This is a genomic window from Paenibacillus protaetiae (assembly GCF_004135365.1).
Classification (GTDB): Bacteria; Bacillota; Bacilli; order Paenibacillales; family Paenibacillaceae; genus Paenibacillus_AP; species Paenibacillus_AP protaetiae.
Genome location: NZ_CP035492.1, coordinates 1,967,776 through 1,980,000, shown reverse-complemented (window position 1 = coordinate 1,980,000; position 12,225 = coordinate 1,967,776). Strand labels below are relative to the sequence as shown.

The 12,225-nt window shown below is 51.4% G+C and carries 6 protein-coding genes, 15 tRNA genes and 1 rRNA gene (1 of these 22 only partly in view); 21 read left to right on the top strand and 1 reads right to left on the bottom strand.

Translation table 11 applies throughout. The features are described 5' to 3' along the window. From ET464_RS09150 to ET464_RS09065, 17 genes are all read left to right on the top strand, one after another. Positions 1-2,582 (top strand): 23S ribosomal RNA (locus ET464_RS09150); it begins 377 nt to the left of the window's first position. Positions 2,583-2,697: 115 nt separating this feature from the next. Then, positions 2,698-2,774 (top strand) — tRNA-Ile (locus ET464_RS09145). A gap of 48 nt (positions 2,775-2,822) precedes the next feature. After that, positions 2,823-2,898, top strand: a tRNA-Ala gene (locus ET464_RS09140). Positions 2,899-2,906: 8 nt separating this feature from the next. Beyond that, positions 2,907-2,982 (top strand) — tRNA-Asn (locus tag ET464_RS09135). Between the two features lie 3 nt (positions 2,983-2,985). Continuing rightward, positions 2,986-3,076: transfer RNA gene (locus tag ET464_RS09130), tRNA-Ser, on the top strand. Positions 3,077-3,113: 37 nt separating this feature from the next. Next, a tRNA-Glu gene (locus tag ET464_RS09125) sits at positions 3,114-3,188 on the top strand. Between the two features lie 80 nt (positions 3,189-3,268). Beyond that, positions 3,269-3,344 (top strand) — tRNA-Val (locus ET464_RS09120). Positions 3,345-3,353: 9 nt separating this feature from the next. Continuing rightward, positions 3,354-3,430 (top strand) — tRNA-Met (locus ET464_RS09115). Positions 3,431-3,465: 35 nt separating this feature from the next. Then, positions 3,466-3,542 (top strand) — tRNA-Asp (locus ET464_RS09110). A 102-nt stretch (positions 3,543-3,644) separates the two neighbouring features. Continuing rightward, a tRNA-Thr gene (locus tag ET464_RS09100) sits at positions 3,645-3,720 on the top strand. Between the two features lie 3 nt (positions 3,721-3,723). Next, positions 3,724-3,808, top strand: a tRNA-Tyr gene (locus ET464_RS09095). A 71-nt stretch (positions 3,809-3,879) separates the two neighbouring features. After that, positions 3,880-3,955, top strand: a tRNA-His gene (locus ET464_RS09090). A gap of 32 nt (positions 3,956-3,987) precedes the next feature. Beyond that, positions 3,988-4,062, top strand: a tRNA-Gln gene (locus tag ET464_RS09085). 3 nt (positions 4,063-4,065) lie between these two features. Continuing rightward, a tRNA-Gly gene (locus ET464_RS09080) sits at positions 4,066-4,140 on the top strand. A 9-nt stretch (positions 4,141-4,149) separates the two neighbouring features. Continuing rightward, positions 4,150-4,226, top strand: a tRNA-Arg gene (locus tag ET464_RS09075). Between the two features lie 13 nt (positions 4,227-4,239). Then, a tRNA-Pro gene (locus ET464_RS09070) sits at positions 4,240-4,313 on the top strand. Between the two features lie 405 nt (positions 4,314-4,718). Beyond that, entirely contained in the window at positions 4,719-7,730 is a 3,012-nt protein-coding gene (locus ET464_RS09065; RefSeq protein WP_129440223.1) for an efflux RND transporter permease subunit, read from the top strand. A gap of 155 nt (positions 7,731-7,885) precedes the next feature. On the opposite strand, the gene ET464_RS09060 is transcribed toward ET464_RS09065, so the two are convergent. Next, on the bottom strand, positions 7,886-8,185 hold the full coding sequence (locus ET464_RS09060) for a Rossmann-fold NAD(P)-binding domain-containing protein (protein ID WP_129440222.1): 300 nt from the start codon (positions 8,183-8,185) through the stop codon (positions 7,886-7,888). A 133-nt stretch (positions 8,186-8,318) separates the two neighbouring features. Between ET464_RS09060 and ET464_RS09055 the strand changes: the two genes are divergently transcribed. The 4 genes from ET464_RS09055 to ET464_RS09040 all read left to right on the top strand — a co-directional run bounded on the left by ET464_RS09055 (position 8,319) and on the right by ET464_RS09040 (position 12,155). Next, a complete protein-coding gene (locus ET464_RS09055; RefSeq protein ID WP_129440221.1) occupies positions 8,319-8,840 on the top strand; it encodes a GNAT family N-acetyltransferase in 522 nt (173 codons plus the stop codon). A 356-nt stretch (positions 8,841-9,196) separates the two neighbouring features. Beyond that, the gene (locus ET464_RS09050) at positions 9,197-10,228 is read left to right on the top strand and encodes an ATP-binding cassette domain-containing protein (protein ID WP_129440220.1); all 1,032 of its coding nucleotides are present in this window, start codon (positions 9,197-9,199) and stop codon (positions 10,226-10,228) included. After that, positions 10,225-11,040 (top strand): ABC transporter permease, encoded by an 816-nt coding sequence (locus tag ET464_RS09045; RefSeq protein ID WP_129440219.1) that lies wholly within the window; start codon positions 10,225-10,227, stop codon positions 11,038-11,040. The genes ET464_RS09050 and ET464_RS09045 overlap by 4 nt, the downstream gene beginning before the upstream one ends. A gap of 227 nt (positions 11,041-11,267) precedes the next feature. Then, a complete protein-coding gene (locus ET464_RS09040; protein ID WP_129440218.1) occupies positions 11,268-12,155 on the top strand; it encodes a fructose bisphosphate aldolase in 888 nt (295 codons plus the stop codon). Positions 12,156-12,225 lie beyond the last annotated feature (70 nt).

Here is a 12,225-nt window from a genome sequence, read left to right as displayed (position 1 = left end):
GCCCTGTAACCGAAAGTCAGCACCCTCCGAGACGGATCCTGAGTACCGCGGGACACGAGGAACCCCGTGGGAATCCGGCAGGACCATCTGCCAAGGCTAAATACTCCCTAGTGACCGATAGTGAAGCAGTACCGTGAGGGAAAGGTGAAAAGCACCGCGGGAGCGGAGTGAAAAAGAACCTGAAACCGTGCGCTTACAAGAAGTCAGAGCCCGTGTGCGTCTTTTCCTTTGGAAAAACGCCGGGTGATGGCGTGCCTTTTGTAGAATGAACCGGCGAGTTACGATCCCATGCGAGGTTAAGCCGAAGAGGTGGAGCCGCAGCGAAAGCGAGTCTGAATAGGGCGAATGAGTATGTGGTCGTAGACCCGAAACCGTGTGATCTACCCCTGTCCAGGGTGAAGGTGCGGTAACACGCACTGGAGGCCCGAACCCACGAATGTTGAAAAATTCGGGGATGAGGTGGGGGTAGCGGAGAAATTCCAATCGAACTCGGAGATAGCTGGTTCTCCCCGAAATAGCTTTAGGGCTAGCCTCGGTATAGAGTATCATGGAGGTAGAGCACTGATTGGATGCGGGGCCCGCCAAGGGTTACCAAGTCTAGTCAAACTCCGAATGCCATAGATATGTTTACCGGGAGTCAGACAGTGAGTGCTAAGATCCATTGTCAAAAGGGAAACAGCCCAGATCATCAGCTAAGGTCCCCAAGTGTGTGTTAAGTGGGAAAGGATGTGGAGTTGCAAAGACAACCAGGATGTTGGCTTAGAAGCAGCCACCATTTAAAGAGTGCGTAATAGCTCACTGGTCGAGTGACTCTGCGCCGAAAATGTAACGGGGCTAAACACACCACCGAAGCTATGGCTTACACTTTTAAGAAGTGTTAGGGGTAGGGGAGCGTTGTATATAGGTTGAAGTCAGACCGTAAGGACTGGTGGACAGTATACAAGTGAGAATGCCGGTATGAGTAACGAAAAGACAAGTGAGAATCTTGTCCGCCGAAAGCCTAAGGTTTCCTGAGGAAGGCTCGTCCGCTCAGGGTAAGTCGGGACCTAACGCGAGGCCGAAAGGCGTAGTGGAAGGACAACAGGTTGAAATTCCTGTACCACCGTAAACCGTTATGAGCAATGGGGTGACGCAGAAGGGTAGTGACGCGGACTGATGGAATAGTCCGTCCAAGCAGTGAGGCTGATGTGTAGGCAAATCCGCACATCGAAAGGCTGGGCTGTGATGGGGAGGGAAATTTAGAGTACCGAAGGTCATGATCTCCGGCTGCCGAGAAAAGCCTCTAGCCAGGTGAAGGTGCCCGTACCGCAAACCGACACAGGTAGGCGAGCAGAGCATGCTAAGGCGCGCGGAGTAACTCTCGTTAAGGAACTCGGCAAAATGACCCCGTAACTTCGGGAGAAGGGGTGCCTCGGTAGGGTGAATAGCCCGAGGGGCCGCAGTGAAAAGGCCCAAGCGACTGTTTAGCAAAAACACAGGTCTGTGCGAAGCCGCAAGGCGAAGTATACGGGCTGACGCCTGCCCGGTGCTGGAAGGTTAAGGGGAGCGGTTAGGGAGTAGTCCCGAAGCTGTGAACCGAAGCCCCAGTAAACGGCGGCCGTAACTATAACGGTCCTAAGGTAGCGAAATTCCTTGTCAGGTAAATTCTGACCCGCACGAATGGCGTAACGACTTGGGCGCTGTCTCAACGAGAGATCCGGTGAAATTTTAATACCTGTGAAGATGCAGGTTACCCGCGACAAGACGGAAAGACCCCATGGAGCTTTACTGCAGCTTGATATTGGACTTTGGTACGATCTGTACAGGATAGGTGGGAGCCTGGGAAGCATGAGCGCCAGCTTGTGTGGAGGCGACGTTGGGATACCACCCTGATCGTATCGGAGTTCTAACCCGCTACCGTGAATCCGGTAGGGGGACCGTGTCAGGCGGGCAGTTTGACTGGGGCGGTCGCCTCCTAAAAAGTAACGGAGGCGCCCAAAGGTTCCCTCAGAATGGTTGGAAATCATTCGGAGAGTGCAAAGGCATAAGGGAGCTTGACTGCGAGACCAACAAGTCGAGCAGGGACGAAAGTCGGGCTTAGTGATCCGGTGGTACCGCATGGAAGGGCCATCGCTCAACGGATAAAAGCTACCCTGGGGATAACAGGCTTATCTCCCCCAAGAGTCCACATCGACGGGGAGGTTTGGCACCTCGATGTCGGCTCATCGCATCCTGGGGCTGAAGTAGGTCCCAAGGGTTGGGCTGTTCGCCCATTAAAGCGGTACGCGAGCTGGGTTCAGAACGTCGTGAGACAGTTCGGTCCCTATCTGTCGTGGGCGTAGGAAATTTGAGAGGAGCTGTCCTTAGTACGAGAGGACCGGGATGGACGTACCGCTGGTGTACCAGTTGTTCCGCCAGGAGCACCGCTGGGTAGCTATGTACGGACGGGATAAGCGCTGAAAGCATCTAAGCGTGAAGCCCCCCTCAAGATGAGATTTCCCAGTATGTAAGACCCCTTGTAGACGACGAGGTGGATAGGTTCGGGGTGGAAGCGCAGCAATGCGTGCAGCTGACGAATACTAATCGGTCGAGGGCTTATCCTAATGATTACCCCGAGAATATCATCGGGACGGCTAAAGCGTGCAACATTGTTCATACTCAGTTTTCAGGGTGTAACCTTCATAGATGAAATCACCCACAATGCTGTGGGTTTTTTATTGGCCTTTAGCTCAGCTGGTTAGAGCGCACCCCTGATAAGGGTGAGGTCGGTGGTTCGAGTCCACTAAGGCCAACCATATTCTTCATAGATGATAGTTAAAATGTCATTTTGTGAGGAAATGCATGGGGCCATAGCTCAGCTGGGAGAGCGCCTGCCTTGCAAGCAGGAGGTCAGCGGTTCGATCCCGCTTGGCTCCACCAAATTTTATTCCCTGATAGCTCAGTTGGTAGAGCACTCGACTGTTAATCGAGTTGTCACAGGTTCGAGTCCTGTTCGGGGAGCCATATAGAGAGGTGTCCGAGTGGTCGAAGGAGCACGATTGGAAATCGTGTAGGCTCTAACCGGGTCTCGAGGGTTCGAATCCCTTCCTCTCTGCCAGAGCGAATTTATGTAAGTTTGCTATGCGAAACGATAAGGCCCGTTGGTCAAGGGGTTAAGACACCTCCCTTTCACGGAGGTAACAGGGGTTCGAATCCCCTACGGGTCACCAATTTCACCTTAAAAAGGAAAGAAATTGTTATAATTCGAAGGTTACTCCGTTTACTACTTGAGGGCCTTGGAAATATTTGCGGAGGGTTAGCTCAGCTGGGAGAGCATCTGCCTTACAAGCAGAGGGTCGGGGGTTCGATCCCCTCACCCTCCACCATTTAACTGACGCGGGGTGGAGCAGCCCGGTAGCTCGTCGGGCTCATAACCCGAAGGCCGCAGGTTCAAATCCTGCCCCCGCAACCAATCTTCTAACGATGATGCGAAGCGCTTATAAGGATGGAGCTGTGGTGTAGAGGCCTAACATGCCTGCCTGTCACGCAGGAGACCGCGGGTTCGAATCCCGTCAGCTCCGCCATTATAACACATAAGGCTCGGCAGCTTAGTTAGTAGAGCAGAGGACTGAAAATCCTCGTGTCGGCGATTTACTTCCATCCCGACCACTTTTATAAATGAATATGCCGTTGTAGCTCAATTGGTAGAGCAACTGACTTGTAATCAGTAGGTTGGGGGTTCAAGTCCTCTCGACGGCACCACGTGGAGGATTAGTGAAGTGGCTAAACACGGCAGACTGTAAATCTGCTCTCTCTGAGTTCGGTGGTTCGAATCCATCATCCTCCACCAGTTTTACTTAGAAACGTTGTTCAAAGATAGAACAGCGGTCTAATGAATTACGGAATAACTTACATATTATGGCGGTCGTGGCGAAGGGGTTAACGCACCGGATTGTGGCTCCGGCATTCGTGGGTTCAAGTCCCATCGATCGCCCCATTTTTAAACTTAAACTTTTCAATTGAAAATGTTGGGGATTAGCCAAGCGGTAAGGCAACGGACTTTGACTCCGTCACTCCAAGGTTCGAATCCTTGATCCCCAGCCATTTGCGGACGTGGCTCAGTGGTAGAGCATCGCCTTGCCAAGGCGAGGGTCGCGAGTTCGAATCTCGTCGTCCGCTCCATTATAATCTGTGCCCTTAGCTCAGCTGGATAGAGCGTTTGACTACGAATCAAAAGGCCAGGAGTTCGAATCTCTTAGGGCACGCCATCTAACTTCATAACGGGATGTAGCTCAGCTTGGTAGAGCACCTGGTTTGGGACCAGGGGGTCGCATGTTCGAATCGTGTCATCCCGATACGTCGAAAAAATCCTTTTATCCGATGGGTAAAAGGATTTTTTCGTGCCTGCTAATATTCGGAGACTTCTTGCTCGCTATAAATTTTGAGACTATACAATCTGCAGATGCAGGCAGCGCGACAGGGAGAAGAATTCAAACCTTATAACGATTGCAACAAGAGCAGCCATGACCAAGGTTGCTCTTTTTATTTTTATACCAACAAAGGTAAAAGTGGCATTGCAACAGAACACAGCATCCGATCGATCACGCAGACAACGTCCTAAAGCCGTAATCCGACTTAGACTTGAGTCTAGGAACAAATCCGGTCTAAAGCCGTTTTTATAAAACCTGTCCGGCCGTTATGCTTGTAGAAGTGAAAAAGACATTAGAAAATCATGGATGGGAAGGGGAATGGTTTTACCAATGAGGTCACTCATTTTAGGTTCGTTCCGTAACAAATCGGCGGTCAGTATCCTGATCGTCATGGTGCTTGGGCTGGGGATATTCAGCTATTTCAAGCTGCCGATGGAATTTCTGCCGGAAGCGGATAACCCGCAGGTGACAGTTTCGGTTATCGGTCCGGGTTACGATGCGGCTTCGATGGAGCAATCCGTTACGAATCCGCTTGAACAGGCGCTTGCGGGCATTAAAGGGAAAAGCAATGTATTCTCGTCATCCGGTGACGGGTACGCGCAAGTGAACTTGGATTTTGAGTCTGGAACAGATATGAAGGAAGCGAAGCAGGAGGTAGAGCGTGCGGTGAATGCCGTACAGCTGCCGGAGCACGTATCTCCGCCTTATGTTGTACAGTTTAACACGTCGATGATTCCGATATCGTTCGTGACGCTCACGTTTAACGATGGGGTTACGGAAGCGCAGAAAGAGCAGCTGGAGCAAACCGTAAGCGACCGGTTCCGCGATATCGACGGAGCAGGCGAAGTGCAGCTGTCCGGCAAGACGCAGCCCAAAATTACGATTACGCCGGACCCCGACAAGCTTGCTGCCAAAGGCGTTCCGCTTCAGGCGCTGTACGGCGTGCTCCAAGGCCGTCAGGCATCGGCTTCGGTTGGACAAAGCACGATCGGCGGCCAGATCGTTAACTTGAATGTATCGGGCAGCTTATCCGGCATTGATGCGTTGAAAGCTCTCCCGGCAGCCCCCGGCGTCGCGCTGAGCGACATCGCCGAAGTGGCGCTTGCGGATGACAAAGAGAGCGTCAACCGCATCGACGGCAAAGATGCCCTTATGCTGGTTGTATCCAAAAGCGCAAGCGCCAATGCGGTTAAAGTGGGTGACGGCGTCGATAAGGCTATCAAGGAATTAAACGCTGAACATCCGGAAATTAACCTTCGCGTCATGCTCAGCACATCCGAGCAGGTGGTCCATTCCGTTAACAGCATGATGCGGGAAGTGCTTATGGGCGCGCTGTTCGCTACGATCGTTATTCTGCTCTTCATGCGCAACATCCGTGCGACGCTTGTTACCATCGTGTCCATTCCGCTGTCGCTTGGCATGACGCTTTATTTGCTGGATATGTCCGGCATTACGCTTAATATATTGACGCTTGGCGGCGTAGCGGTTGCGGTTGGCCGCTTGGTTGATGACAGCATTGTCGTCATCGAGAACATTTTCCGACGTTTGCAAAAGGAGAAATTCTCTATTGATGTAGTTGTCGATGCGACGCGTGAAGTATCCCGGGCGATAACGGCGTCCACGCTGACGACGGTTGCGGTGTTCCTGCCGATGGGGCTGCTTCGCGGAAGCTTGCAAGATTTCCTGCTGCCGTTTGCGCTCACTGTGACGTATTCGCTGCTTTCTTCTTTGATTGTCGCGCTTACGGTTGTTCCGCTGCTTAGCGCGGGCGTGCTGAAAAAAGCATCCATTAAAGAACATCTGCCGAGCAAACGGTTTATGGCGTTCCTGAACTGGAACCTGCGGTTCAAATGGGTGCCGATTCTGATTGCGTTTGTGCTGCTGGCCGGTTCGGTCGGAACTTATATTGCGATGCCTAAAGGCGCGCTGGACCAATCCAGCGCTTCGATGGTGAACGTATCGCTTTCGTACAAACCGGATACGCCGCTTGACCAGGTGCTGGATAACGGCAAAAAACTCGAGGCGTTCCTGATGAACCGCAAGGAGCAGGAGTGGGTCAACATGTCGATGGGCAACAGCTCCGATTCGGCGCGTTACGGCTCAGTCCAATCGCCGACTCTTGTAACGTACATGATGCAGATCAAAAAAGGCGAAAATGCACAACATGTTATCGACGCCATTCAAGCCGAACGGCCAAACTATCCCGGTGCCGATCTGACTGCTGGAACAAGCAGCTTGCTTGGCGGTGGAGGCGGCACGCAAGTATTTATTGATGTAACGGGCAATGATTTGAATCAAATCTCTAAAACATCTGAAGAAGTGATTGCAGCGATCAAGCCAATCAAAAACGTGCTTAAGGTCGAAAGCAACCAGGATGAGAAAAAAACGGTGTATACGCTGAAGGTTGATGCATCGGCTGCTAAAGCGGGGGACATTTCGTCGCAGCTGCAAAGCCTGCTCAACGAGGTTCCGATCGGCACGATCAATGCCGGCGGACAGCTGTTGTCCGTCAATCTGGAGCCGACGCTGAAGCCGGCATCCGAGGATGATCTGAATAAGCTTACGGTGATGACGGACAACGGCCCACAAGTCGTGTCCAGCCTTGCACAATGGGATAAAGAAGAGCTGCCGACCCAGTTCTACCATAAAGACGGCAAAAGCTACGTCCGCGTTACGGCGACGGTAGACCCTGAACAGCTGTCTACTGCGGGTGATGATATCGACGAAGCGTTGAAAAAAATAACGCCGCCGGACGGCGTCAAGCTGAACGTTGGCGGAGCGGAAGCCGACCAGTCGGCCGATTTTGCCAGCTTGTTTATGATGATGCTCGTGTCTATCGGCATTGTTTATCTCATTATGGTGGTCACATTCAAAACGCTGCGTGCGCCAATCGCGATTTTGTCCTCGCTTTTGTTTGTGCCGATCGGGGCGGTGCTTGGCCTCATTATCGCGGGTATTACCCCGGACTTTACGGCCATCTTTGGCATCGTTATGCTTGTGGGGGTTGTCGTCACGAACGCAATCGTGCTTATTGACCGTGTCAGACAAAATGAAACGCGCATGTCGATCCGCGAATCGCTTATCGAAGCAGCAGCTACACGAATGCGCCCGATTTTGATGACCGCGATCGCAACGATCTGTGCAATGCTTCCGCTCGTATTCGGCTCTACCGAAAGCGGCAGCATCGTTTCGCAAAGCTTGGCAGTCGTCGTCATCGGCGGCTTGGCCGTTGCAACGCTGCTCACGCTTGTGATCGTGCCTTGTATTTATGAGCTGCTATTTTTCCGCAAGTCTGCCATACAGCGCAGGGAGGCCGGTTCGGAAGTGAATTCCGCCGTGTAAAACGAACTGCAATACGAAAGAGGCTGTCCCGTCGGGGCAGCCTCTTTCGTATTCATCGCGGACGTTAAATATAGCTCAACCTGAAGCGGGTTAACTAGTTTTGCGGGAACCAAAGCTTGGATGTAACGGCGTAATCAACCTGTAAATCTTGTCCGCTAATGTACGTGTTCAGATGCGGTATGGATCAGCGGCTCCAGTATGTCCAGCTTCGTCATCCATCCCATGCCGGCCAGCGACGCAACAGTAGCAATCGAACTGCCTTCCGGCATACGGGGAACAAACGACACGATCAAGTAACGGTTGCCGATAAAGTTAATCGTGACAACATCTTCAGGTGTAAAACGGCCGCCTCCGTACAAGGTGCCAGCAATACCCGCACACGCAAAAATACAGTCGATTCGGCCCGGCAGTTCGGCAAACGCGGCATCAATGAATTCCTTGCTGTCCAGATTCACTTTAATTCTCGGTTTTCAGTATAATAATAGGACTGGCCCGTTCCTATCAAACGATCGTCTCTATTTAACGGATGATTACAATCGGTTTGGTTAGAAGATAACCGGGGATTCAGAGGGAAAGGAAGGGACGACGATGACCGAGCAAGTTCGGCTTGTAAAACCAACAGCAGAGCTTAGAGATGAATATTTGGCTTTTTACGAGGAATGGAAAGAGAGCGGTGAAGAGATGGTTCCTTGGGTCATAAGCAAGGACCCTTCGGATTTTCCAATGATGCTGCAGTCTCTGTTCAATCAGGAACGAGGCGAGAATCTGCCCGAAGGATGGGTGCCGGATTCGACTTATTGGCTGATTACAGACAGCAATAAAGTCGTTGGCGCCGTAAACATCAGGCATAAGCTTTCGGAGAAGCTGTACAATACCGGCGGCCATATCGGCTACGGCATCCGCGCTTCCGAAAGAAGGAAAGGGTATGCCACTAAGCTTCTGGCGTTAGCCCTGGAACAAGCAAAGCAGCTTGGGATCGGTAAAGTGCTTGTGGTATGCGATCAGCGCAATGCCGCGTCCAAAAAAACGATATTGAAAAACGGCGGCATCCAAGATGCCAGTTTTATTGAAGAAGACGGCAACGTGATCGAACGGTTTTGGATCGGTTAGATGTCATGCGTGAGGGAATGTCGTGGAATACAAATTTCGAATATTTTACAATAATGAATTGGAATTGGAAGCATACCAAACAAGCACAGCTCGGCATTCATCCGGACTTCGCTTGTTTTTATATTTCAGTTACCTATTTGCCTGACAACTCTTTAATATGAAGGAGGGACGCTCAGACTGTCGACAAAGTATCGCCGACAGTTTTTTATGCTTTTATACACCGGACCGTGTTAATGCGTTCTAAGCGAGTTGCATATTTTTAATCGGAGACTGGTTGTGAGCCAAACATTAGTTTAAATTCAGTTTAAAATGGTGCGTTATGATTTTCTCATAAAACATTGTACAGGAGGATAATTATGAGCCATTTCATAAATAAAAGACACGAACCGAACAATGGCGACTGGGCTGTAGAAGCGAACGGCCTGGTCAAACATTTTGGCGACAACAAAGCAGTGGACGGCGTTTACTTGAACGTGCGCGCCGGATCGATCTACGGCGTGCTTGGTCCAAACGGAGCCGGGAAAACAACAACGATCCGAATGCTCGCCACTTTGCTTCGGCCGGATGCAGGAACGGCGCAAATTTTTGGACGCGATATCGTGAAAGAATCGCAGGTTGTACGCCAGCTGATTGGCGTAACCGGCCAATATGCGTCGGTTGACGAGTCGCTTAGCGCAACTGAAAATCTGGTCATTTTTTCGCGGCTGCTTGGGTTAAGCCGTGCGGAGTCCAAGCGGAAAGCAAAAGAGCTGCTGGAGGAATTCGGCTTGACGGAGGCGGCCAAACGACCGCTTAAAAACTTCTCCGGCGGGATGCGCCGCAGGCTGGATCTCGCGGCAAGCCTTATTGCGCAGCCGCCGCTTATTTTCCTTGATGAGCCGACAACCGGGCTTGATCCGCGCACGCGGTCGCAAATGTGGGACACGATCCGCCGCCTCGTGAACACCGGCTCTACCGTACTTCTTACGACACAATATTTGGAAGAAGCCGATCAGCTGGCGGACCGGATTGCTGTAATCGACCGCGGCAAGGTTGTGGCTGAAGGCACCGGGGATGACTTGAAAGCATCCATTGGAACTTCCTCGCTTCATTTGAAAATTCAAGAGCCGCAGCAGCTGGAAGCTGCACGTTATATCGTTGACCGGGTGCTGCATGTTCAGTCGGCCGTTACGCCTGAAGCCGGCAAAATTACGGCACCGATGGATAATCCCAGCATCGTGACGGATTTGCTCATTGAACTGCGCGGAGCGGGCATTCAGCTGGCAGAAATCAGCGTGCAAAAGCCAACGCTTGACGAAGTATTCCTGACGATTACCGGCCACGGTGTTGAGCCGAACGAAACAGAATCGTCTGCAGAATCAAAAGAAGCACAGGAGGTAAACGTATGAGCAGCACTCCAATCCGAACAGGCGCAGGGCGCCAGTTGAAGAACCATACCAGCTTTGGCCAAACTTTACGCAACTCATTAACGATGGCATACCGCGGACTGCTGAAAATCCGCCGGACGCCGGAACAGCTGTTTGACGTAACGTTCCAGCCGATTATATTTACGCTAATGTTTACGTATATTTTTGGCGGCGCCATCTCCGGGGATGTCCATAGCTATTTGCCGGTTATTATTCCGGGCATTCTAGTGCAAACCGTTATAACGACCTCGGTTGTTACCGGCGTTCAGCTGCGCGAGGATATGGACAAAGGCGTGTTCGACCGATTCAAATCATTGCCGATTGCGCGTATAGCCCCGCTCGCAGGAGCTTTGCTGGCCGATACGATCCGGTACACGATTGCAACCGTGCTGACTTTCGTTATGGGTTACATTATGGGCTACCGTCCGGACGGCGGGATTGGCAACGTTGTGATCGCCGGGCTTCTCGTAATTGCTTGTTCCTGGGCGATTAGCTGGATCTTTGCATTTTTTGGCGTTATTGCGCGTTCGGCTTCCAGCGTACAGGGCATTTCGATGATCATCTTATTTCCGCTTACGTTCCTGTCCAACGCCTATGTTCCGGTCGATACGATGCCGGATTGGCTGCAATGGTTTGTGAAATTCAACCCGATCTCGCATTTGGTTACGGCTGTGCGGGATTTGGTCAACTCCGGCACAGTTGGCTCCGATCTTGGCATATCGCTTATCGGGGCAGCGATAATCGTCGTTATTTTCGCGCCGATTACGGTCCGCGCTTATATGCGCCGGACATAAGGCTGGACAAGGAAAAAGGAGAGCAAGGTGCCGGCTGCACCTTGCTCTCCTTTTTGGCTTAGTGTTATACTGGCGTACGGTCCGGAGGGCCGCTGGATGAGCGCTGCGGGCAGGATTGGATGTTGGAGCGCGGGGCATTTCATGAACAACGTGCTTCCGTTATGGATTCAGTGCTATAATAACGGTGATGATGTCATTCCATTATAAAGAAGGAAGGGGAAACATCGATGAACAACAAACAATTGGAACAAATTCGCACGAAAGGCGGTTTTATTGCCGCTTTGGACCAAAGCGGGGGCAGCACGCCTAAAGCGCTGCAGCAATACGGTATTTCGGAAAGCAGCTACTCGGGCGATGAGGAAATGTATCAGCTCGTGCATGAGATGAGAACACGTATTATTAAAAGCGCTGCATTTGATTCCAAGTACATAATCGGCGCCATTTTGTTTGAGAATACAATGGACCGTTCCATTGACGGCAAACTGACGGCCGACTATTTATGGGAGGACAAAGGAGTTGTTCCTTTCTTAAAAGTAGACCAAGGGCTTGCTGCTCTGGAGAACGGCGTTCAGCTGATGAAGCCGATTAATGGCTTGGACGATTTGCTGAAGCGGGCAGTTGGCCGCAACATCTTTGGCACCAAAATGCGTTCGCTTATTAAAGAAGCGAATCCGGCCGGCATTAAGCAGGTTGTGGAACAGCAGTTTGCCGTCGGCAAACAGATTGTACAAGCAGGGCTTGTGCCGATTATTGAACCGGAAGTGGATATTTCCAGCGCGGATAAAGAGCTTTCCGAAAAAATATTGAAGGAAGAAATTTTGAACCAGCTGTCCGCTTTGGATGAAGGTGTCCATGTGATGCTGAAGCTGTCGATTCCTACGGTAGACAATTTCTACAGCGATTTGATGGCTGATCCGCATGTTTTGCGGGTTGTTGCGTTGTCGGGCGGTTATTCGCAATCGGAAGCTAACGAAAAATTGAGCCGCAATCATGGTTTGATTGCCAGCTTCTCGCGGGCTTTGTCGGAAGGTTTGACAGCCGGCCAAAGCGATGAGGAGTTCAACGCGGTATTGTCCCAAACGATCCGCGAAATATACGAAGCTTCTATCCAATAATATAAACGACGCCGTATGTGGAAATTGCACTGTTTGTTAGATACGTTCTGACAGACTGGACAATTCGCCG

Bases quoted from the DNA above. Each gene is read 5' to 3' on its own strand.
- ET464_RS09040 (WP_129440218.1), top strand. From the start codon at position 11,268: ATGAACAACAAACAATTGGAACAAATTCGCACGAAAGGCGGTTTTATT.
- ET464_RS09065 (WP_129440223.1), top strand. From the start codon at position 4,719: ATGAGGTCACTCATTTTAGGTTCGTTCCGTAACAAATCGGCGGTCAGT.
- ET464_RS09050 (WP_129440220.1), top strand. From the start codon at position 9,197: ATGAGCCATTTCATAAATAAAAGACACGAACCGAACAATGGCGACTGG.
- ET464_RS09045 (WP_129440219.1), top strand. From the start codon at position 10,225: ATGAGCAGCACTCCAATCCGAACAGGCGCAGGGCGCCAGTTGAAGAAC.
- ET464_RS09055 (WP_129440221.1), top strand. From the start codon at position 8,319: ATGACCGAGCAAGTTCGGCTTGTAAAACCAACAGCAGAGCTTAGAGAT.